Origin of the sequence: Paenibacillus sp. PAMC 26794 (assembly GCF_000316035.1) — a bacterium.
Lineage (GTDB): Bacteria > Bacillota > Bacilli > Paenibacillales > Paenibacillaceae > Paenibacillus.
This window is the reverse complement of sequence record NZ_ANHX01000055.1, coordinates 70,154-90,806: the sequence shown is the minus strand read 5'-3', so window position 1 is coordinate 90,806 and position 20,653 is coordinate 70,154. Positions and strand designations below refer to the sequence as shown.

The 20,653-nt window shown below is 47.4% G+C and carries 15 protein-coding genes; 13 read left to right on the top strand and 2 right to left on the bottom strand.

The genetic code is table 11. The features are described from left to right. Positions 1 to 6: 6 nt before the first annotated feature. The 5 genes from D829_RS0119515 to D829_RS0119495 all read left to right on the top strand — a co-directional run bounded on the left by D829_RS0119515 (position 7) and on the right by D829_RS0119495 (position 7,032). Positions 7 to 1,581, top strand: coding sequence for a response regulator transcription factor (locus D829_RS0119515; protein ID WP_017690609.1), 1,575 nt, complete (start codon positions 7 to 9; stop codon positions 1,579 to 1,581). Positions 1,582 to 1,755: 174 nt separating this feature from the next. Continuing rightward, positions 1,756 to 3,429: an extracellular solute-binding protein gene (locus tag D829_RS0119510; RefSeq protein ID WP_206537064.1), complete on the top strand. Its 1,674-nt coding sequence runs from the start codon at positions 1,756 to 1,758 to the stop codon at positions 3,427 to 3,429. A gap of 136 nt (positions 3,430 to 3,565) precedes the next feature. Beyond that, positions 3,566 to 4,540, top strand: a complete 975-nt coding sequence (locus D829_RS0119505) for an ABC transporter permease subunit (RefSeq protein WP_017690607.1) — start codon at positions 3,566 to 3,568, stop codon at positions 4,538 to 4,540. Between the two features lie 81 nt (positions 4,541 to 4,621). Continuing rightward, complete coding sequence (locus D829_RS0119500) at positions 4,622 to 5,455, top strand: carbohydrate ABC transporter permease (protein WP_081745822.1); 834 nt, start codon at positions 4,622 to 4,624, stop codon at positions 5,453 to 5,455. Continuing rightward, positions 5,452 to 7,032: a glycoside hydrolase family 43 protein gene (locus tag D829_RS0119495; RefSeq protein ID WP_017690605.1), complete on the top strand. Its 1,581-nt coding sequence runs from the start codon at positions 5,452 to 5,454 to the stop codon at positions 7,030 to 7,032. The genes D829_RS0119500 and D829_RS0119495 overlap by 4 nt, the downstream gene beginning before the upstream one ends. 82 nt (positions 7,033 to 7,114) lie before the next feature. Here the strand turns inward: D829_RS0119495 and D829_RS31560 are convergent, their stop codons facing one another. Further along, positions 7,115 to 8,080, bottom strand: coding sequence for an alpha/beta hydrolase (locus D829_RS31560; protein ID WP_017690604.1), 966 nt, complete (start codon positions 8,078 to 8,080; stop codon positions 7,115 to 7,117). Between the two features lie 194 nt (positions 8,081 to 8,274). Here D829_RS31560 and D829_RS0119485 point away from each other — a divergent pair, with 194 nt between their 5' ends. From D829_RS0119485 to D829_RS0119475, 3 genes are all read left to right on the top strand, one after another. Next, on the top strand, positions 8,275 to 8,604 hold the full coding sequence (locus D829_RS0119485; RefSeq protein ID WP_017690603.1) for a metalloregulator ArsR/SmtB family transcription factor: 330 nt from the start codon (positions 8,275 to 8,277) through the stop codon (positions 8,602 to 8,604). A 166-nt stretch (positions 8,605 to 8,770) separates the two neighbouring features. Then, positions 8,771 to 10,495, top strand: coding sequence for a sulfate permease (gene sulP, locus D829_RS0119480; protein ID WP_017690602.1), 1,725 nt, complete (start codon positions 8,771 to 8,773; stop codon positions 10,493 to 10,495). A gap of 132 nt (positions 10,496 to 10,627) precedes the next feature. Further along, complete coding sequence (locus D829_RS0119475; RefSeq protein WP_017690601.1) at positions 10,628 to 11,617, top strand: phosphotransferase; 990 nt, start codon at positions 10,628 to 10,630, stop codon at positions 11,615 to 11,617. Between the two features lie 100 nt (positions 11,618 to 11,717). Here D829_RS0119475 and D829_RS0119470 read toward each other — a convergent pair whose 3' ends face one another. Continuing rightward, entirely contained in the window at positions 11,718 to 12,437 is a 720-nt protein-coding gene (locus tag D829_RS0119470; protein WP_017690600.1) for a response regulator transcription factor, read from the bottom strand. A gap of 257 nt (positions 12,438 to 12,694) precedes the next feature. Between D829_RS0119470 and D829_RS31555 the strand changes: the two genes are divergently transcribed. From D829_RS31555 to D829_RS0119445, 5 genes are all read left to right on the top strand, one after another. Next, positions 12,695 to 13,915 (top strand): ABC transporter substrate-binding protein, encoded by a 1,221-nt coding sequence (locus D829_RS31555; protein ID WP_017690599.1) that lies wholly within the window; start codon positions 12,695 to 12,697, stop codon positions 13,913 to 13,915. Continuing rightward, on the top strand, positions 13,908 to 14,867 hold the full coding sequence (locus D829_RS0119460; RefSeq protein WP_017690598.1) for an NHLP bacteriocin system secretion protein: 960 nt from the start codon (positions 13,908 to 13,910) through the stop codon (positions 14,865 to 14,867). The genes D829_RS31555 and D829_RS0119460 overlap by 8 nt, the downstream gene beginning before the upstream one ends. A gap of 43 nt (positions 14,868 to 14,910) precedes the next feature. Continuing rightward, positions 14,911 to 17,067, top strand: coding sequence for an NHLP family bacteriocin export ABC transporter peptidase/permease/ATPase subunit (locus tag D829_RS0119455; RefSeq protein ID WP_017690597.1), 2,157 nt, complete (start codon positions 14,911 to 14,913; stop codon positions 17,065 to 17,067). 25 nt (positions 17,068 to 17,092) lie between these two features. Continuing rightward, the gene (locus D829_RS0119450) at positions 17,093 to 20,011 is read left to right on the top strand and encodes an NHLP bacteriocin export ABC transporter permease/ATPase subunit (RefSeq protein ID WP_017690596.1); all 2,919 of its coding nucleotides are present in this window, start codon (positions 17,093 to 17,095) and stop codon (positions 20,009 to 20,011) included. 101 nt (positions 20,012 to 20,112) lie between these two features. Next, positions 20,113 to 20,481 carry a hypothetical protein gene (locus D829_RS0119445; RefSeq protein ID WP_017690595.1) on the top strand — a complete coding sequence of 123 codons (369 nt, stop codon included), beginning with the start codon at positions 20,113 to 20,115 and terminating at the stop codon, positions 20,479 to 20,481. Positions 20,482 to 20,653: the final 172 nt, after the last annotated feature.

Sequence of the window (20,653 nt, the reverse complement as noted above, 5' to 3'; positions counted from 1 at the left end):
GAGGATATGATCAACGTGCTGATTGTGGACGATGAGCCATTTATTCGCCAAGGACTTCTATTGTTAATTGATTGGGAGTCTTACGGTTTCCAGATTTGCGGCCAGGCTTCCAATGGCATGCAGGCATTGGAGTGCATACGCGATATGCAGCCCGATCTGGTGATTTCCGACATTAAGATGCCGGAAATGGACGGAATGCAGCTTGCCAAAACCTTGTATGAGCAATATAGCGGTGACATCAAGCTGATTCTTCTGAGTGGATTCTATGAGTTCGGATATGCCAAGCAGGCAATTAAATATCAAGTGGATGATTATATTCTCAAGCCTATTGTGAAGACGGAACTGGTTCAGGTGCTTGAGGAGTTCAGGGATGCATTCAATGCGCGAATGGAAGAGAAGCGACATCAGCAAAAAAAGGATCGAATGATTATGGCCCAGCATATGCAGTCGATCTTGCTTGGGCTGGCTGAGGAGGATGCTGTTACGAGTCTGCAGCCCCACTATCAAGATGCCGGCATACTGCGTTGCATCCTGATTGAGGCGGAAGCCGGTCCAGAACAGGGAACGGATTGGTGTGCTCGGGTTGAGGCATGGGTGGGCAAGCCCTTTCCAGGACAAATTTTGAAACCGTTCACAGGTGATAAAAATGCGGTTCTACTCATGGTTACGGACCTGATGGTGAACCGTGAGGCAGTGACCTTGGAGCAATATTTAACCCGATTACATGCTGATCTGAGCCATGGTCAAGAGGCGGCTATTGCTTGTTATGTCGGGAAGGAAGTACATGAGTTGGATGCGCTGCACGAGTCTTATCAATCTTGCGGCATAATGAAAAGTTTACGTTTCTTCACCACTTGCTGGCCCATTTATTACTTCGAACTTATGGATACGACTTTATTTGTTAATCGGCCGGGACAGTTCGAAAAACAATTGTTTGATGGGCTAGTCAAGTCTATTGAAGAACAGCAGACGGATGAGCTATACAGTCATGCAAAGGCCATTTTTCAATTTTTTCTGGATGAGCGAATCGAGCCTGGTATTGTCCGCATTCACTTGCATTATTTGGCATACACTTTGCTGGATCTCGTGAATAACGATACGGTTACGCCAGATTCCGGGCTGATGGAATCGACTTTTCTGAAGGTGAACTACGCGATGTTATCCATGGAGGAAAACATTGAACATTTATGCGAATTCTCGCTCATGTGCGCAGAAAAACTGAAGGAGCAGCAAAAGTCGAATGCGATGGGCGTATTAGCCAAAATTGAGGCCTTCATTCACGAGCATTACAGAGAAAATATCAGCCTGAAGTTGCTCGGGGAGCAGTTTTACATGAATAGTGCATATCTGGGTCAGATTTTCAAAAAGCATTTCTCGATCAGCTTCAGTGATTATTTGAATCAATTGCGTATTGAGGAAGCCGCCCGGCTGTTGCGCAGAACAGATCAAAGAGTATACGAAATCGCAACAATGGTGGGATATCGGGATTCCGATTACTTTATTAGCCGGTTCGAGAAACTCATGGGGGAGACTCCTGCACAATATCGTAAAAGTGCCCATGCTGCGTACTCTCTTGATTAACATCCTGCACTCCTTGACGGAGCGGCGGGATATTTTTTTCGCAGGTACTGGAATTAGTGGGATTCCATCTATAGTTTATCCCGTTGAGAGGGGCATGGAAGCATGATAATTTTAAGTCAGCCTTTGGAAAGCGCTTTCCAAAAAGCTTCTGTCAATATAATCGATGGAGGGGTCATGATGAAAAAGGATGTTAGAAAAAGAATCAAGTATAGTGCTTTGCTAGCTTTAATACTGGTCATCGCACTCACTGGATGTACACCGGGATCGTCCTCGAAAGGGGAAAAGACAGCAGATGGAAGGGAATTGAAACAATTTTCCGCATTTTTTGCCGTACCGGGAAAAATTGCGCCTGACGATAATCGGGTGTTAAAGGCTATTGAGGAGAAAACAGGCGTCAGAGTCACGATGGACTGGCTTACGGGCCAAACAGCCAAAGAGCGGATTGGTGTACTCATTGCAGGCGGCGAATATCCCGATTTTATCGATGGGAGTGATGGTACTCAGCAACTGGTAGCAGCAGGAGCGTTAGTACCACTTGAGGATTACATCGATAAATATCCCAACATCAAAAATTACCTGGGCGAAGACTGGAAGAAGATGAAAAATACGACGGATGGACATATTTACTTCATTCCTCAATTCGGCAATATACAAGAGAAGTCGATGAAAGTATCCCATGACGGAGAAGCGTTCTGGATTCAGAAGGCCGTACTGGAGTGGGATAATTATCCGACAATCAAAACACTTGACCAATACTTCGACTTGATTGAACGGTATAAAGCAGCTCACCCGACCGTTGATGGTCAGCCAACAATTGGATTTGAAATTATCTCCTATGACTGGCGTTATTTCGCACTGGAGAACCCTCCGCTCTTCATGGCTGGTTATCCTAACGAAGGCGCAGCCATCGTTGATAAAGAAACGCTGACGGCCAAAAACTATAATACCATTCCGGAAGCGAAAGCATATTTCAAGAAGATCAATGAGGTATATCATCAAGGCCTCGTCGATAACGAAACCTTTACAGCAAACTATGATCAATATATCTCCAAAATTTCAACCGGACGTGTGCTGGGCATGGTGGATCAAGGATGGCAGTTCCTTGACGCCGAGGCATCACTCGTGAAGCAAAAATTGTATGACAAAACCTATGTACCGTTGTCCATTACACTCTCCGAGGATGTTAAAGGGCGCTATCAGAACAATCCAATCCTTAACGTGAATGGTGGCTTGGCCATTACAAAGAGCTGCGAGGATATCGAGGGAGCACTTCAATATATTAATGATTTGCTGGACCCTGAGATGGAGGTATTGAGAACCTGGGGACAGGAAGGCGTGGATTACCAAGTCGATGACAAAGGCGTGTTCTCCAGGAATGAAGAGCAACGTGCGAATTCCAAAGATCCGGACTGGGTGCTGGCGAATACGGGAAGCCCGTTGGTCTATTTCCCGCATCATGAAGGCATGACCGCTGACGGGAAGAATGCCCTTGACCCTAAGGAGCAGCCGGAGGAGTACCTTGCCACATTGAATGACATCGACAAAAAAGTGCTGAAGGCTTATGGATATACGAAGTTTACCGACTTCCTTGAGCCTGCGGAGGAAAATGAACCGTGGTTCCCAATCTATACCTATAATTTTGAACCAAATAAACCGGAGACCATCGCCAGACAGAAAATGGACGATGTAAAACGCAAATGGCTGCCAAAAGTGATTATGACCTCACCAGCCGAATTTGATAAGGCTTGGGAAGAATATCAAGCCACGCTCAAGGAAAGTGCAGATATTAAAGCGTATGAAGATGCGCTGACGGAAGAAGTCCGCAGACGCATGGAACTGTGGGGATAAAGGCCTGTCACACAGAAAGGCTATGGGGAACCCCGTAGCCTTTCTTACACGCTAGATTGGGAGATTGGATAGGAATGGAATCGATTCACCCAGACTGGGTGATATAGATAAACTCGTAAGCAAGGAGAGAAAAAACATGGCCAAAAAGGAGTTGCAGCCTTCGTTAAAAACCAGCCATATCCCAGCGGGAACAAGCTGGATCGGGTACAACCTGTCCAGAATGAAAAGTCAGCGACAATTAATGTGGATGTCATTTCCGTTTATTGCGTTTATCGCTATTTTTGCGTATGGACCATTATGGGGCTGGTTGATGGCGTTTCAGAATTATAGACCGGGCATTGGTTTTATGGAGCAGGATTGGGTTGGGGTGGATCATTTTCGAACGTTATTCACAGACCCTACATTTGTACGTGTCATTCGCAATACGCTGGCGATGAGTCTGATCAGTCTGTTTCTGGGATTTGTCGGCTCGATTGGTCTGGCGCTGTTATTAAATGAACTGCGAATGGTATTGTTCAAACGTGTGGTACAGACGGTTTCCTACCTTCCACATTTTCTGTCGTGGATCATCGTAACAGGTATCGTTGCGAATGTATTGTCAACGGAAACAGGAATTGTGAATGTGCTGCTGACCAAATTGGGTCTGATTGATGCACCGATCAATTTTTTTGCCGAACCCAAATACTTCTGGGGGATTGTGGGTCTGTCCAGCATGTGGAAGGAAATCGGCTGGGGCACGATTATTTATCTGGCGGCCATGGCGTCGATTAATCCGAGCTTGTACGAGGCAGCTTCCATCGACGGAGCCGGACGGTTTCGTAAAATGTTCAATGTCACGCTTCCAAGCATCAAACCAACGATTATTATCCTGCTCATCATCAACGTTGGTAACGTACTGAACGCAGGTTTTGAGATTCAATACTTGCTGGGGAACGGACTTGTGCAGGATGTATCCGAGACGATCGACATTTTTGTTTTGAAATACGGGATTAATCTCGGCAACTACTCACTTGCCACCGCAGCAGGCATTTTCAAAAGTGTGGTCAGTCTGGTGCTCATATTTATCGCCAACGGGATTGCCAAGTCTCTTGGTGAAGAGCGATTGATATGATAAGGGGGCAGAGCTGTGAAACGATTTAGTAGAAAACGAAGCTTGGGAGACTCTATTTTTTCCATCACCAATGGCATATTTATGTTGCTTGTCATGGTTGTTACGTTATATCCTTTTTTAAACACCATTGCCGTATCTTTCAATAACGGATTGGATACGATCCGTGGAGGAATCTATCTCTGGCCGAGGGAATGGACGCTGCAAAATTACGTCTCCGTATTCCAAAACCCGAATCTGACACAAGCCGCATTTGTTTCGGTCGCCAGAACGGTGGTGGGAACGGTTGTACAGCTGTTCTGTACAGCCATGCTGGCCTATGTGCTGAGCCGCAAGGAGTATATGTTTAACAAGTTGGTCACGACGCTGTTTGTCATGACGATGTATTTCAGCGGCGGCTTAATTCCGGGATACATGCTGATCAAACAAGTGGGGCTGCTGAACAGCTTCTGGGTATACATTATTCCCGGGTTGATCGGGGTGTTCAACATGATCGTCATTCGTACCTACATTCAGGGACTGTCGGAGGGATTGATTGAATCCGCGAAGATGGATGGAGCCGGAGATTTTCGGATTTTCATGCGTATCGTGCTTCCCCTATCCAAGCCGGTTCTGGCTACGGTTGCACTGTTTATTGCTGTAGGTCAGTGGAACTCCTGGTTTGACTCCATGTTGTACACGGCGGGAAATCGTAATTTGACCACCTTGCAGTATGAGCTGATGAAATTGTTATCCTCTGCGACCTCACAGGGGGGAACCGTCAACGTGGATTCATTCAAAAATGTAACCAACATGGTGACGCCTGTATCCATTCGGGCAGCAATCACGGTTGTGACGGCAATGCCGATTGTTTTACTGTATCCGTTCTTGCAAAAATACTTTGTGACTGGACTAACCATTGGAGGGGTAAAAGAATGAAAAATGCAAATCAAAGCGAACAATGCACGTTTAACAATCCGATTATGCCCGGGTTTTATCCAGATCCGTCCGTATGCCGGGTGGGTGAAGATTTTTATCTGGTGACATCAACATTTGCCTATTTTCCTGGCGTTCCGATCTTTCAGAGCCGTGATCTAGTGAATTGGAAACAGATTGGCAATGTGCTGGACCGCCCTTCACAGTTAAATCTTCAGGGAGCAGGCCATTCACAAGGGATATTCGCTCCAACACTTCGGTATCATGAAGGCACCTTCTATATGATTACAACCAATGTATCACATGGCGGCAATTTTGTTGTAACCGCTACCGACCCGGCTGGGCCATGGTCTGATCCTTATTTTATTGAAGGCGCAGAAGGCATCGACCCTACGATTTTCTTCGATGATGGAAAAGCGTATTACCTTGGTACACGTCCTTGCTCTGAGGGAGTTCGTTATAATGGCAATTGGGAAGTTTGGCTGAGGGAACTTGATCTGAGCAGTATGAAGCTGGTGGGAGACAGTTACGTTCTGTGGCGCGGGGCGATGGTGGATGTCATCTGGCCGGAAGGCCCGCATCTGTATAAGATCGATGAATATTACTATTTATTGATTGCAGAGGGAGGCACAGGGCCAAACCATGCCGTGACCATTGCTCGTAGCAAAAGTTTGACCGAAGGATACGTCGGGAATCCGAATAATCCAATCATTACACATCGCCATTTGGGTAAGCGTTACCCTGTTGTTAATGTAGGACATGCCGACTTGGTGCAGGCTGCGAACGGTCAATGGTTTATGGTCATGCTTGCTTCGCGTCCATATGGGGGGAGCTATAGCAACCTGGGGCGGGAGACGTTCCTTGCTTCTGTCGTTTGGGAGGACGGATGGCCCGTTGTCAATGAGGGCCGCGGAATCCTGGAGGAGCAGGGCACGTTGGATTTGAAGCCTGTTCCGGTAGAGCCGCAACTGCGTTTTGACCATTTTGACAGTGATAAACTGGGCTTGCAATGGATGTTTTTGCGCAATCCTCAGGAGGATCTTTATTCATTAACCGAACGAAAAGGATACTTGCGGCTGAAGCTGAAACCGCAAACATTGAAGGAAAAAGAAAATTCCAGCTTTGTATGTCTGCGTCAAAGGCATATGGATTATGTCGCAGCTACAGCGATGGAATTTGTGCCCGGGAATGCCAACGAAACGGCTGGTCTTGTCGTCATTCAGAACGATCTGTATCACGTACGTATTGAGCGTGCTCTGGCCGAGAAACAGCAGGTGCTGCGTGTGCTGAACTGTATAGATGGTCAGGATACCCACATTGCGCAAATCGCGCTGGAGGGTGATGTATCGCGAGTGTATATCAAACTGGCGGCGACAGGTCAGCAACTAAACTTCTATTACAGCACAGATGGAAGTCAGTATCATCTGGTGGCGGAACAGGTGGATACAAGCAGCTTGAGCACCGAAGTAGCCGGCGGCTTTGTTGGCTGCTGTATCGGAATGTTCAGCAGCAGCAACGGGACTTCATCTGATCAGGTAGCCGATTTTGACTGGTTTGAATATGGTTCATATCATATTTAGATGACAGAATAACAGCAAGAAAGCTCAATCCAGTGGCGGTAGTCCAGGGATTGAGCTTTTTTTCGTTCCTTTTGCCAAAGGGCTATGGGAGAGGTGTTACAGCTTGTTGTCGAGTTTCATATGCTGAGCTATTAATGATATTAACAATTTTACGCTGAGCATCTCTGGCTTCCGGAATCGGATAGAGGACGAAGACATGGTTCATTTTGGGGTAAACGTACGTTTGATGATCGATTCTTTGATCCGTAAGCAGCTTGTCGAGCTTCATATTATCAGGAAACAAACCTTCGTGAGTCCCGATAAAGATGCTGATTTTGCCCAGACCGGCGAAATCTCCGTAGATTGGACTGATTAACGGATCGTTCAACGGTTTATCAGCTGCCCAGATCCGCCGGATGACGTCATACCCTTCCACAGCGAGCATAGGGTCGCGGGTCTCGTAATCAAATATGACCGGATTATCCAGCACCATATCCACACAAGGTGATAATAAGATGATATCTTTGGGCTGCGGGAGATTATGCATCTTCAGATAATGGGCCAAGGCAAGGGATATGTTCCCGCCTGCGGAATCCCCCATAATGGTGAGTTGTGCCAGGTCGTCCACGGAGGCAAGGAGATCCCGGTATAGATTGAGCAGTTTCGGATACGTGTGCTGATAATTAAAATGAGGAACCTTTGGATAGATGGGAGCAACAACTTTGGCATTCAGAGCCTGAGCCATGCGGTCCATGAATTTCCAGTGTAAAGACAGAGGCTGGTGTGTATGCGCCCCGCCATGAATGTAGAGAATGACCCTCTGTTCACGGGAATGCTGATCGTTTAAGGTGAATACCTGCATATCTTCATGGGAGCGCTCTTTGATGGAAGATGACAGTTTCGTTTTACCCAAGGTATAAGGTTTAATGTTTTCCAAGCCCATATGATCCAGGTGTTTGCGGGTAAGCTCGCGTGTTGAAAAAATTTTCTTGGTATCCAACGTTCCGATATATTTCTCGAATAGAAAGCTCGTCAACGAGCGTTTGTGATTATGGATATACATGTTCATTGAGGAATCACCCTTCCTGATGGAGTTCAGATATACGATCTGTGGAGACTATAGGTAAAGTATAAAGGTTGAAGTGTACTTCAAGGTCAATCTTCATTTTTCCATCAAACCGTTTACGGTTAGAGTAAAGCATGGTACCCGTTCTATGTTATGATATTTGCATCTTCAAAAGTTCGATTGAAGGGGCATAGCGTATGAATCAGAGCATACAACAGTTTAAAGCGGATTTTTTCAAAGCGTTGGCGCACCCGATGCGGATTCAGATTCTGGAGCTGCTGAGTGAAGGAGCCAAGAACGTGAATGAACTGCAAAGCATTCTGGGATCGGAAGGCTCTGCCGTTTCACAGCAACTGGCTGTATTGCGCAGCAAAAACGTTGTCCACGGAATCAAAGAAGGGACAACCGTCACATATTCGCTGCGTGATCCGCTGATTAAGGACCTGCTGGCAGTCACCAAACAGATTTTTGACAATCATCTGGTTGATGCCATTTCCATGCTGGAAGATATTCGTAAAGAGTCCTGACACAATAAACAAGAGCAACTGGGTGTAATCACCGGAGGTTCTTGTTTTTTGTGTTAGGTTCCTTGCTGGAATTGTGCGTAATCCGATTGACAGGACGTATGCAGGGGAGTAGTCTTTTAAATATATTCAAATATTCAAATATATGAAGAAAAGAAGGTTTTTGTACATGAGATGGATGGGGAGATATGCAGGGTATAATGCTGCCGCTTTTCGCAAGGATCTGTTATCGGGACTGATTGTAGGTATCATTGCGATTCCACTCGGTATGGCCTTTGCCATCGCTTCCGGGGTCAAACCGGAGTATGGATTGTATACCACAGTAATCGCAGGGATTCTCATTTCCTTGCTGGGTGGGTCCAAGTTCCAGATTGGCGGGCCAACAGGGGCATTCATTCCGATCCTCTTCGCCATTGTGATGCAGTATGGATATGAAAATCTGCTGATCGCCGGAATCATGGCCGGTTTGATGCTTGTACTTATGGGCGTATTCAAGCTTGGGGCGTTAATCAAGTTTATTCCAAGGCCGGTGACTATCGGTTTTACGGCGGGGATCGCCGTCATTATTTTTAGCGGACAAATTACGAACTTTCTGGGACTTCGAGGTATAGAGAAGCACGAGGATTTCTGGTCCAATATGAAAGAAATCGGGATGCATATCTCGACGATTAATATATACAGTGTGATTACAGCTGGAATCTGTCTGACTGTTCTTCTGCTTGTGCCCAAGTTTGCACCAAAGGTGCCTGCATCACTGGTGGGGCTGGTTCTTTCGACCGTAGTCGCAGCGTTCTTTTTTGAAGGGCAGGTGGCTACGATCGGTTCGTCCTTTGGCGCCATACCTAACTCCTTGCCTCAGTTTCATGTGCCTGAGATCACTTGGGAGCGTATCGTGAACTTGCTGCAACCCGCTTTTGTCATCGCCATGCTGGGTGGAATTGAATCGCTGCTATCCGCAGTTGTTGCCGATGGCATGACTGGAAATCGGCATAACAGCAATCGAGAGTTGATTGGGCAGGGGATTGCTAATATAGTGACGCCGTTATTTGGTGGTATTCCTGCAACAGGAGCGATTGCACGTACAGCAACGAATATCAAATCCGGCGCAGTATCGCCATGGTCTGGTGTGATTCACAGTGTAGTGGTTTTGCTGGTACTTGTTCTCTTTGCGCCATATGCATCCCACATTCCTCTTGCCAGTATGGCTCCCGTTCTCATGCTGGTTGCCTGGAATATGAGTGAACGGAGATCCTTCATGCATGTCATGAAAACCAAAACGAGCGATTCACTCGTTCTGCTCATTACCTTTTTGCTGACCGTATTTACAAGTTTAACAACGGCTGTAGAGGTTGGGTTGATTTTGGCTGTTCTTCTATTTGTTAAACGCATGAGTGAGATGTTGAAGGTAGCCAAAGTGTTGCCTGATCCCGATCATAAACATGAGAAAGTCATGGCCCACATGGTTCGGGAAGGACATGACTGTCCGCAAATAAGCCTGTATACAATTGAAGGGCCACTTTTTTTCGGCGCAGCGGATATGTTCGAGAAGTCGGTTATGGATTCGATTCATCGGCGACCAGGCACTCTGCTGTTGCGCATGGGCAAGGTGCCTTTTATGGATACAACAGGTGAATCCAATCTGGCCCGTGTTGTCAAACATATGGAGAGATCCGGGGGCAGGGTTTTACTTTCAGGCATTCAGGCGCAACCGTTGGAGATGCTGAAGAGAACAGGCTTGATTGAACGGATTGGTCCTGATCATATGTTTGAGCACACGGGTGAAGCGATCAATTATGCATTAGTGCATCTGGATGTTAAAAAATGCAGGGGGTGCAAACATTTTGCCTTTCGTGAATGTACTGCATTGTCGAGAGATGGAGCTGCAGGAGTCTAAAGAGTATTTGCTCATCAAAATATATATTCTGGAAAATAAATGAAAAATATACTATGTTATAGGTTGATAGGTGAAAGGATTACATCGTTCATCAGATGAGAAATAATCATATTAAACCGAAGGAGCATACATATGTCCATTCAACCGTCTGCTTTACGTTCAGTGCTTAACCCCAGGTACCTGGAGTCTGCATTGAGTAATCAATATGATATTGGAACATGGGAAGAATGTTTGTTTTGGCTTAGAGGATTGAATGATACCTACCGGGTTCGCACGTCCAGTGGCATGTATATTCTCCGTATCTACCGCACTGAAATCACGGAGGCAGATGTTCAGTATGAGCTTTCGTTATTGTCTCAACTGAAGAACGTTCTAGGATCTGCGGAACATACCGATATTGGAGAATACATCGAGAAGAAAGATCATACGGGATATACGGTGTTGGAGGCTGCGGAAGGCAAGCGGGTTGCTGTGATGTTTCGGTATATTGAGGGTACGGAGAACAACCTGGAGGATGAGGAGTCTTGTTACGCCTTTGGTCAATCTGCCGCTGAATTGCATGAGGCTATGGATCAGGTGAACATGGAGCTGCCACGATATGAGCTGGATCTGAAGTTACTTATTGACGAACCCCTTGAGCGAATTATCCACTATATCGGTGAGAACAATGAAGCAGCAGCATTTCTCCATACGTTTGCCACAACGTTAAAAGAACGCATCGTTACCACTTCCAGACAAGACCTGGACTTTGGTCTGTGCCATGGCGATATGCATGGAAATAACAATGTGTTTCAACAGGAACATCAGTTCATCCATTATGACTTCGAGTGGGCAGCCAAAGGCTGGCGTGCCTATGATTTAGCTCAAGTGAAAGTTCGAAAAAGACAGTCTGATGAGCGAAAAGCAGCATTATGGGATGCGCTAATGGCAGGATATCGTTCAGTCAGAAGCTTCTCTGCCGAAGATGAGCAGGCGGTTGATCTCTTTATTGTTGCTCGCCGATTCTGGGTGATGGGACTAGATGTTGCTTTTATTGAGAGTGATACGGGTGCGCTGGACTATGGTTCGGATTGGCTGGATAGTTTCGTGGAAGAGTTCCGGGAAGCAGATATCGTTAGTTAATCATTCAATGAAAAAGAGAATATAGTTACCATCATCATGCCGCCATTCTGGCGGCTTTTTTAGTTTGAATGAACGTACATGCCTGTGTGCTGTAATACGTTTACTCTGCGAATTCAACAGGCTTGTCATTGAATTTGTACCCGACACCCCGAATTGTACGGATATAGTGTGGCTTGGCTGGATTTTGTTCCAGCTTCTTCCGCAGATTATAGATATGTACCATAACTGTATGCGTATCGCCCATATGCACATCATCCCAGAGCAGCGAGAAAAGCTGTTCATTTTTGTATACGCGATTCGGGTTCTTCGCCAGATGGAACAGTAATTTGAATTCCTTGGCCGACAAAGCAATGGGTTTGTCACCGACGAGCACACGGTGGGTGGCTGGGTCGATGAGTAGTTGATCAAATACCAGCGTTTCATCCACCTGTTCCTCTTGTTTCTGTGGCATGTTGTTTCTCCGAATATGAGCCTTGACTCGTGCAATCAGCTCAATTGGACTAAATGGTTTGGAGATAAAGTCGTCCCCTCCCAGCCCAAGTCCGATGACTTTGTCTGTGGCTTCATCCTTACAACTTACGAACAAAATAGGCACATTACTCGTTTTACGAATCTCGCTACAGATCTGAAAACCATCCATCCCAGGCAACAGCACATCTAGGAGTACAAGATCAGGTGAATGCTCCTGTGCAGCTCGAAGTGCCTCCACGCCATTGTATGCAGATACGGTCTGAAAACCTTCCCGTTTCAAAGACATCGTTAACAATTCATTGATTTCATGATCATCATCGACAATCAAAATCGTGTTTTTCAAAGACATACGGCGTTCATTCTCCTTATGTATATCGCTTTGGTCAAAGTCCGTATCCTTCCAAGCGTTCGTCGAAAGTCCTCGATGTATTCTGTTTCAAGTATCGCATGTGGACCGGAATAAGTCGATTGGATACATAAAATTTGATATGAAATTGAGGTTAACTTGAATTTCAATTTATGGTCTTCAGGATTCGGCTGCTTCTATAATTAATGATATTAAAACTTGGGCGTTCCAAGGTTGAGCTCTGGAGGGAGATAGGTCTAGTGAATGGTAGTGGGGGGAATCGCCTGAAATGGGTGTTGTGGAGTGTGGCACTGCTTGGTGCACTGGTAATCAGTGGGTGTTCATCTGACACTGCGCCAGACCAGATCAGAGAAAAGACGCTTGGAAGCTCATCGAATGAAGTCATCGTGGGAGCTGTATGGCCTTTTGAGAAGCAGAATGAACAATTCCGTGAAGGGCTGCAGTTGGCGCTGGAGCAGATTAACAAAGAGGGTGTTCTGGGAGGGAAAAGAATTAAATTGCTGGAGATGGACGATGGCGCTTCCACGACAAAGGGCATGGCCATCGCGCAGCAATTCGCCGATAATCCCTCCGTCAGTGCGGTCATTGGGCATCGGGGTTCTTCCGTAACCGTACCGGCTTCACGCATATATGCCAATGCGGGCATTGTACTGTTGTCTCCGGCATCGACCTCGCCCAAACTGACCGATGTGAGCAGTCCTTATATTTTTAGAAATATACCGAATGATAATCAGATCGGGCAATCCCTTGCCCTGTATGCTGCGGGCACGAAGCATGAGAATATCGCAATCTACTATACCGATGACGAGTATGGTAGAGGGCTCGCGAATGCATTTGAACGTCAGGTTACCTTATCCGGACAGAATGTGGTTGACCGCGTATCAGGTTATAAGGACGGAGCCGACATGATGCGGATTGCGAATAAATGGGAGACACTGGACACAGATCTGATTATGATCGCGACAAGAGCGGACGAAGGAATTACATTTGTCAAAGCAATCCGTGCGGCGGGTATGGATACCCCTATCATTGGGGGAGATGCACTTGATTCGGTTGAGTTTGCACAAGGCGGCGGGTCCGTAGAAGGCACAATCGTAGCTTCCGTATACGATGATCAGGGACAATCGACCGTCAATCAAGATTTTCGATCAACCTACATTAAACACTATGGTAAGGCACCGGATAAATGGGCGGCACAGGCATATGATTCACTGAAATTACTCGCTGCGGGTATAGAAGAAGCAGGTTCACGAAGTCCGAAAGCGATAGCAGAAGCTTTGTCCGACCTTACATCTTGGGAGGGGGTTACGGGTGAACACTTTTTTGATACCCAGGGTGATGTTCAGGGAATGAGCATTGTAATGAAGAAGTTACAGCAAGGCAAATTTCAGGCCCTGAATGAGACGCCCGTTTCAGATTCATCACGAGATTCGGCGAAAGGGGGAGGTCAGGATGAATAAACAGGTTTTTCGAAAAGTAGCCCTTGAGCGGCTGTCTTCTCCTGAACAGCTGGATAATCTGGTACGTGTCACCTCTCCCCGCGGCTGGTTGATGCTCATCGGGGCAGGTTTAATTCTGGCAGCTGCGCTGTATTGGGGAATCTTTGGCACCATGACCACGAGGGCAGAAGGACAGGGTGTATTGATTCGGCCGGGCGGCCTAAAAACGGTACACACCTCTTCAGAAGGCGCAATCTCCGATATTGCAGTGGTGGAGAATGATACGGTTCAGCAAGGAGAGGTGATTGGTCGGATTGAGCAACCGGCATTGCTTGACCAGATCAGGCAAACGAAGCTTGCTATCACCAATCTGCAAAGTGCCTCATCTCAAGGCAAGTCAGGGCGTGTTGCGGAGCTGGGCAAGTTAAAACAGCAGCAGGAGCAGCAGTTACTGAACTATGAGTACCAGACTCAAGTGGTCAGTCCTTACACAGGAAAGGTCACCGAGGTGTTAGTTAAGAATGGAATGTATGTGGGTGAAGGAACGGAGATGTTCCGGATGGAGACCTACGGGTCTCAGACGGATGAATTAATAGGGGTTATGTATGTGCCCGTAAATCAAGGCAAGCAGTTACTTCCGGGCATGGAAGTCCGTGTCTCGCCAAGTACCGTCAATCGTGAAGAATATGGCTCCATGATCGGGCAGGTCGTTTCGGTATCTGAATTCCCCGTAACGGTACAGGAGTTACAGTCTACATTGGGTAACGAGGGTCTTGTGGAGCAGATGGCCTCGCAAGGTCTCTCGCTGGAAGTGCGCGTGAATCTCTCGCCTAACTCGGAGTTGTCGAGTGGATATAACTGGACAACGAAACAAGGTCCGCCTGTGCGTCTGAATAGTGGAATGACGGTGGATGGAACCATTACGGTTCATTCGCAGCGACCGATTGCAACCGTCATTCCCTATTTCAAATGAGGAGTCAATATAGTCGAACAGGCATAGGGAGGATGATGGAGTAGTGGCCCCAAGAAGAGTGAAAACGCCGACGGTATTACAAATGGAAGCTGTAGAATGCGGAGCTGCCTCACTGTCGATTGTACTTTCCTATTACAAAAGTTTCATTCCACTGGAGGAGCTTCGGATATCCTGTGGCGTGTCCCGTGATGGCAGTAAAGCGAACAATATTCTCAAGGCAGCAAGGCAATATGGAATGGAAGCCAAAGGGTACCGTAAAAATCCCGAGGATCTGAGAAACATGCCATGGCCGGTCATCATCCACTGGAACTTCAATCACTTTCTGGTATTGGAGGGCATTCAGAAGGATCGGGTGTTCCTCAATGATCCGGTTACGGGTCCGCGGGAGATTACCTTTGAGGAATTGGATCAGTCGTTCACGGGTGTTGTACTGACGATGAAGCCTGCAGAGGGTTATGTCCCACAAGGCAAAACGTCAAGTCTGCTTAGCTCTCTCTCCAGTCGAATCAAAGGTTCGGAGAAGGCACTGGTCTATGCGATTATAGCAGGATTGTTTCTGGTTCTGCCCGGTCTGGTCATTCCGGTGTTCAGCAAAATCTTTATTGATCAGGTGTTGCTGGGACATCTGAACAATTGGTTATTCCCGCTTCTGGTTGGTATGGGAATAACGACGCTGCTGCGTGCATTGCTGATTTGGCTGCAGCGCTACTACTTGCTCAGACTGGAGATGAAACTGGCTTTAAGCTCATCCAGTCGTTTTTTCTGGCATGTACTCCGGTTGCCGATTGAATTTTTTTCCCAACGGCATAGCGGAGACATCGCATCAAGGGTGGCCATCAATGATCGGGTCGCGCAGCTGTTGTCTGGACAGCTGGCAGTCGCTGCACTGAATTGTGTCATGATCCTGTTTTATCTGCTCCTGATGTTGCAGTACAGTGTATTGCTAACTGTGGTTACGGTAGGGGTGTCCCTGCTTAATGTTATATTCATGCAATTCATCACGCGTAAGCGCAACGATCAGAATCTGCGCCTGTTGCAGGAAAGCGGCAAGATGCAGGGTGTCTCCATGAATGGACTTCAAGTTATTGAGACGTTGAAGTCCAATAGCTCTGAGTCTGATTTTTTCGTCAAATGGTCAGGTTATCAGGCAAAACTGTTGCAATCCAATCAGCAATTTGGCGTATCAAATCAGTTTCTAATGTCTGTTCCCACACTGTTGACCAGTCTGGGGGCTGTTGCCGTGTTATTTTTTGGCGGTTTTCAAGTCATGAACGGGGCGTTGACCATTGGTTCGTTGGTTGCTTTTCAAAGTCTTGCGGCAAGCTTCAGTCAGCCTGTGAATGAGATGGTCATGCTGGCAGGAACGATTCAGGAAGCAGGAGGAAGCATGAAACGTTTGGATGACGTGTTGCAATATCCGGTGGATCGTCAGATTCAATCGGATCTGGATGAAGCAGACGAACAGAAGGACAGTGCCAAGTTATCCGGTCAGGTACAGATCAGTAATCTGACATACGGATACAGCAAGCTGGAGGCACCGTTAATTGACCAGTTTAATCTGTCTATTCAGCCAGGCATGAAGGTGGCTTTGGTTGGCGGTTCGGGCAGCGGAAAATCCACGATTGCAAAGCTGATTGCCGGAATATATGAACCGTGGGAAGGTGAGATTCGATTTGATGATCTGCGTCGGGATGAGATCTCCAGGCATCGGATGGGCAATTCCCTGGCCGTTGTGGATCAGGAGATTGTGCTGCTTGAAGGCACGATCAAGGAAAATATTACATTCTGGGATGCAACGATTCCAGAGACGGATGTCGTTCGTGCAGCCAAAGATGCCGTCATTCATGACCATATCGCAGAACGTAGCGGTGGGTATGACCACATGATTTCGGAGAATGGCGGTAACTTCAGCGGAGGACAGCGGCAGCGGCTGGAAATAGCCAGAGCCCTTTCAGGCAATCCGTCGATTTTGATCCTGGATGAGGCGACGAGCGCACTTGATCCGGCAACAGAGAAATTGGTCGATGACAGTCTTCGGCGCAGAGGTCTGACCTGTATTACGGTGGCTCACCGTTTGAGTACCATCCGGGATGCCGATGAGATCATTGTACTGGAACGCGGGAAGATAATTGAACGGGGAACGCATACGTTTTTGATGGAGCAAAACGGATATTACACCCGTCTTATTCAGAGTCAGTAACAGGGGTGCAGAAGGGGGTGAAAGCGTGACAGAGCCGATCAGGCCGAAAATGGAGTCATTTTTTACAAAGGTTGGAACGATTCATGATGTGGAAGGAAATAACCCTATTCTGATCACGGATGAGAACAGTGTATGGTACGTGGCTTCCGGTTACGTGGATGTATTCGCTGTAGTCATGGAAGGAGAGAACGCCGGAACAAGACATAAACGCCGTTATATGTTCAGTCTGGATGAGGGAGCGCTCTTATTCGGCTTTGACAATGGTCAGATGGTGGAGCGAATGGGCTTGTTGTTAACAGCGTCTGTCGGTACCAAAGTATTCCGGATGGAAAAGGAGTTACTCCTGAACCGAAGAGTAAACGACCAGTGGGATAACGAGTGGCTGGCATCCAAGGTAGATCAGTGGGTTGGTAGCTGGTCGGCAGCACTGAATGTACGGAATTCACCACTTGAATTTACACTGTTGGAACCTGGGGAAGATCAGAATCTGATACCTGATCAGACCTGGAGGCCGATGCGTACCGTATGGATTAAAGTACAGGATGGCATGGTACTCTGGGGGAAAGAACATCCCGTTACTACAGAAGATGCTAGTTACATACCCGTAACGTCCTCGTGCTGGCTGGAAACGCAACAAGCGGCTGTGGTCGATGTAAAAGTAACGCAGTCCTGGTTACCCAGAGATCCGTCACTTCACGGGTTATATGCATTCCATCAATTAATCGCCAGCAGGCTTGCGGTTGTGGTTGCCAAGGAACGCTTGCAGGAACAGGAACGCTTGCAACAGCGTACGGAGCATGATGATTCCTTAATGGACCATGCGCTCAAAAAACTGATTGCCGTTACCGGGCCGGATGAGCAGCAAGTTGTCTCCTTTTATTCTACTGATCCGCTTTACCCCGTAGGTAAGATCGTTGGGGACTATGCTGGTATCGTGATGAAGCCTGTTACACGAAAATTAAAAAGCCAATCGAAGCGTTCGCCTGTCCAGGAGATGGCGGAAGCTTCCGGTGTGCGTTCCCGCCAGGTCGCACTTAAAGGGGAATGGTGGGAAGCGGACAATGGACCGCTTGTTGGATACCTGGAGACATCGGGCGAGCCAATTGCATTAATCCCAGCAGGGGCCAATTCTTATCGCTGGGAGAATCCATTGCACGGGGAAAATGGGTTCGTTAATGATGAAATGGCGGCTACCATACAGCCGATGGCGTACATGTTTTACCGGCCTTTTCCTGCCCGTGAGCTTGGTATCAAAGACCTGCTTCAGTATGGTGCTCACCACTCGGTTCGTCGGGATCTCGTGATGGTGATTCTGATGGGGGCACTGGCTGGATTACTGGGCATTATGGTCCCGCTCGCCAGCGGTATTCTGGTGGATACCATTATACCGGAGTCTTATCGAGGGCCGTTGGTACAGATGGCCTTTATCCTCATCGCGGTCGTGTTATCGATTGCCTTGTTCCGACTCGCAGGTTCACTTGCCGCGCTGCGTATGGAAGGACGCGTGGAGAATGCGGTTCAGGCTGCCATCTGGGATCGATTGCTGAATCTGCCGGTTTCGTTCTTCCGAAACTATTCAGCCGGGGATTTGGCTTCCAGAGCGGGAAGCATCAATGCGATTCGGCAGCTGTTATCCGGTGCAGTAATCAGTTCGCTGCTAACAGGTGTGTTCTCCATTTTTCAATTTGCATTATTGTTCCGGTATAGTCCTGTTCTTGCCTTGGTGGCGGGTGGTCTTGTCCTCATCTCCATGTCATTTACCTTTGCGATTGGCCTGCTACAGGTACGTTACCAGCGCCGATTGTTGGAGCTTCAGGGACAGATTGCCGGAACAGTACTTCAACTATTGAACGGAATGAGCAAATTTCGGATGGCAGCAGCCGAGAACCGGGCTTTCTTCTTGTGGGCCAGGGCATTTGCGGAGCAGAAAAAGTGGTCCTATAAAGTTCGGATGCTGGATAGCTTCTCCAGTGTATTTCAAGCCTTTTTCCCATTGCTGACATCAATGGTGTTGTTCTACCTGGTGGTATCTACCCGTTCAGAAATGTCGGCAGGACAGTTTATCGCATTTTTCGCTGCATTTACCAGCTTCCTTATGGCCATGCTCGGTATGGCTACAGCACTGTTATCCGTGGTGAACATTGTTCCATTATATGAACGAGCCAAACCCATTCTCAAAACGTTACCTGAAATCCATGATCAGTTGGAAGATCCGGGTGAGGTGAGTGGAGCGATCGAGATTCGCCATATCCAGTTCCGGTATGAAGAGGATCAGGCACTTGTGTTGAACGACCTGTCGATGGATATCAAATCAGGACAATATGTAGCCTTTGTCGGGGCATCAGGCTGTGGAAAGTCTACGTTGATGCGACTGTTACTGGGTTTCGAACAACCTCAGAGCGGCTCTATTTATTTCGATGGTCAGGATCTGCGTTCGCTTGATATCAGCTTGCTTCGGAGTCAGTTCGGCGTGGTGTTGCAAAATAGCAAACTGATGTCCGGTGATATCTTCACGAATATCACAGGAACGTCGGATCTGACGATTCAGGATGCTTGGGAGGCCGCAGCCATGGCTGGATTCGATGATGACATCCGCAGCATGCCCATGGGAATGCATACGGTCATTTCTGAAGGTGGAGGTACACTATCCGGTGGGCAACGGCAGCGTTTGATGATTGCCAGAGCCATTGCCAAACGGCCGAAGATTCTCTTTTTTGACGAGGCAACAAGTGCATTGGACAACCGGACACAGCGTATTGTCAGCCAAAGCCTCAGCAAGCTTCAGGTGACAAGGATTGTGATTGCACACCGGCTCAGTACGATTACGCAGGCGGATCATATCTATGTATTTGATAAAGGCAGAATCATTCAGTCTGGCACCTATCAGGAGCTGATGGAGCAGAACGGGCTCTTCGCGGAACTGGCCAGCCGTCAACTGGCCTAAGATTTGAACTAAACTTGAAGTAACCTTGAGTGTTGCTTGAAACTGGGCTGTTATGCTGAATAAGGTAAGAAACCAAATCGATCTATTGGAGGAATTATTACATGAGTTGGACAGAAGAGCAGATTCAAGAAACGGTAAACGCAGTTATGGCTAAGGCAAGTTCGGATGCAGCATTCCGCGCATTGGCTGTAAGCGACATCTACGCAGCAATTCAGCAAGAAACAGGTCAAGAAGTACCACGTGAGTTCAAAATCAATGTAGTGGATGGAACAGGTTACCACGCGACGATTGTATTGCCAGAAGCACGCGGCGAGGCGGATGAGTTGACAGAAACCGAGCTGGAATCTGTGGCTGGTGGTAGCAAAGACGGCGCAACTGATTTCTTCAATGGCGTGGGTAGTATTGCCGAGGATGCAGCAAGAGCGGCCATCCGTGTTGGAGAAAATTACGGTAACGCACAAGCTAAATAGTCTTCCTTGTATACTTCATACTTATATTAAAAAGCATGGAATGAATTGGAGTGCGATCCGCCTAACTAGGTAGGGGCGCACTCCAAATTGCTTAACACGAGCCCGGAAGTCCGCTGTCTGATCAGGAATTCAGTGCAGCAGTCACCATGGCTACAATGACGAACAAGAGGTG

Excerpts from the sequence above, each read along its gene's own strand:
- D829_RS0119515 (WP_017690609.1), top strand. The coding sequence starts at position 7 with ATGATCAACGTGCTGATTGTGGACGATGAGCCATTTATTCGCCAAGGA.
- D829_RS0119510 (WP_206537064.1), top strand. The coding sequence starts at position 1,756 with ATGATGAAAAAGGATGTTAGAAAAAGAATCAAGTATAGTGCTTTGCTA.
- D829_RS0119505 (WP_017690607.1), top strand. The coding sequence starts at position 3,566 with ATGGCCAAAAAGGAGTTGCAGCCTTCGTTAAAAACCAGCCATATCCCA.
- D829_RS0119500 (WP_081745822.1), top strand. The coding sequence starts at position 4,622 with ATGTTGCTTGTCATGGTTGTTACGTTATATCCTTTTTTAAACACCATT.
- D829_RS0119495 (WP_017690605.1), top strand. The coding sequence starts at position 5,452 with ATGAAAAATGCAAATCAAAGCGAACAATGCACGTTTAACAATCCGATT.
- D829_RS31560 (WP_017690604.1), bottom strand. The coding sequence starts at position 8,080 with ATGAACATGTATATCCATAATCACAAACGCTCGTTGACGAGCTTTCTA.
- D829_RS0119485 (WP_017690603.1), top strand. The coding sequence starts at position 8,275 with ATGAATCAGAGCATACAACAGTTTAAAGCGGATTTTTTCAAAGCGTTG.
- sulP (WP_017690602.1), top strand. The coding sequence starts at position 8,771 with ATGAGATGGATGGGGAGATATGCAGGGTATAATGCTGCCGCTTTTCGC.
- D829_RS0119475 (WP_017690601.1), top strand. The coding sequence starts at position 10,628 with ATGTCCATTCAACCGTCTGCTTTACGTTCAGTGCTTAACCCCAGGTAC.
- D829_RS0119470 (WP_017690600.1), bottom strand. The coding sequence starts at position 12,437 with ATGTCTTTGAAAAACACGATTTTGATTGTCGATGATGATCATGAAATC.
- D829_RS0119460 (WP_017690598.1), top strand. The coding sequence starts at position 13,908 with ATGAATAAACAGGTTTTTCGAAAAGTAGCCCTTGAGCGGCTGTCTTCT.
- D829_RS0119445 (WP_017690595.1), top strand. The coding sequence starts at position 20,113 with ATGAGTTGGACAGAAGAGCAGATTCAAGAAACGGTAAACGCAGTTATG.